Here is a 1,221-nt window from a genome sequence, read left to right as displayed (position 1 = left end):
TGACCTGCCCCCACGATTAGATACAACACTCAGTTAGTAACGTCGGAATCTTCATTCTCAGAATGACCCTTTCTCCAGCCCGCTGCAAATTCAGACGGTGTCTGATAATTCAGCGTGGAGTGCGGGCGGCATTCGTTATAATCCTGCCGCCAGTCATTAATAATTTTCCTGGCATGAACGATATCGCTGAACCAGTGCTCATTCAAACATTCATCGCGAAATCGTCCGTTAAAGCTCTCAATAAATCCGTTCTGCGTTGGCTTGCCCGGCTGGATTAAGCGCAACTCAACACCATGCTCAAAGGCCCATTGATCCAGTGCACGGCAAGTGAACTCCGGCCCCTGGTCAGTTCTTATCGTCGCCGGATAGCCTCGAAACAGTGCAATGCTGTCCAGAATACGCGTGACCTGAACGCCTGAAATCCCAAAGGCAACAGTGACCGTCAGGCATTCCTTTGTGAAATCATCGACGCAGGTAAGACACTTGATCCTGCGACCGGTGGAAAGTGCGTCCATGACGAAATCCATCGACCAGGTCAGATTGGGCGCCGCCGGACGGAGCAGCGGCAGACGTTCTGTTGCCAGCCCTTTACGACGTCTTCTGCGTTTTACGCCCAGGCCACTGAGGTGATAAAGCCGGTACACGCGCTTATGATTAACATGAAGCCCTTCACGGCGCAGCAACTGCCAAATACGACGGTAGCCAAAACGCCTGCGCTCCAGTGCCAGCTCAGTGATGCGCCCTGATAAATGCGCATCAGCAGCCGGACGGTGAGCCTCATAGCGGCAGGTCGACAGGGATAAACCTGTAAGCCTGCAGGCACGACGTTGCGACAGACCGGTCGCATCACACATCAACATCACGGCTTCCCGCTTCTGGTCTGTCGTCAGTACTTTCGCCCAAGAGCCACCTGAAGCGCCTCTTTATCCAGCATGGCTTCGGCAAGCAGCTTCTTGAGTCTGGCGTTCTCTTCCTCAAGCGACTTCAGGCGCTTAACTTCAGGCACCTCCATACCGCCATACTTCTTACGCCAGGTGTAAAACGTGGCATCGGAAATGGCATGCTTGCGGCAGAGTTCACGGGCGGGTACCCCAGCTTCGGCTTCGCGGAGAATACTGATGATCTGTTCGTCGGAAAAACGCTTCTTCATGGGGATGTCCTCATGTGGCTTATGAAGACATTACTAACATCGGGGTGTACTAATCAACGGGGAGCAGGTCA

1 protein-coding gene is annotated in these 1,221 nt (G+C 53.6%); it reads right to left on the bottom strand.

Going from position 1 to position 1,221, the window contains the following annotated elements:
* Window positions 1-29: 29 nt before the first annotated feature.
* Window positions 30-1,150, bottom strand: a protein-coding gene (locus APU11_RS17720; protein WP_087451024.1) for an IS3-like element ISSen4 family transposase whose coding sequence is annotated in 2 segments (ribosomal slippage) — window positions 30-892 and window positions 892-1,150 — 1,122 coding nt in all. Because the reading frame shifts where the segments join, the coding sequence is not laid out codon by codon here.
* Window positions 1,151-1,221 lie beyond the last annotated feature (71 nt).

It is taken from the genome of Enterobacter sp. 50793107 (assembly GCF_001463365.1).
In the GTDB taxonomy this organism is placed as follows: Bacteria; Pseudomonadota; Gammaproteobacteria; order Enterobacterales; family Enterobacteriaceae; genus Enterobacter; species Enterobacter cloacae.
This window is presented reverse-complemented; position numbering and strand designations above follow the sequence as displayed.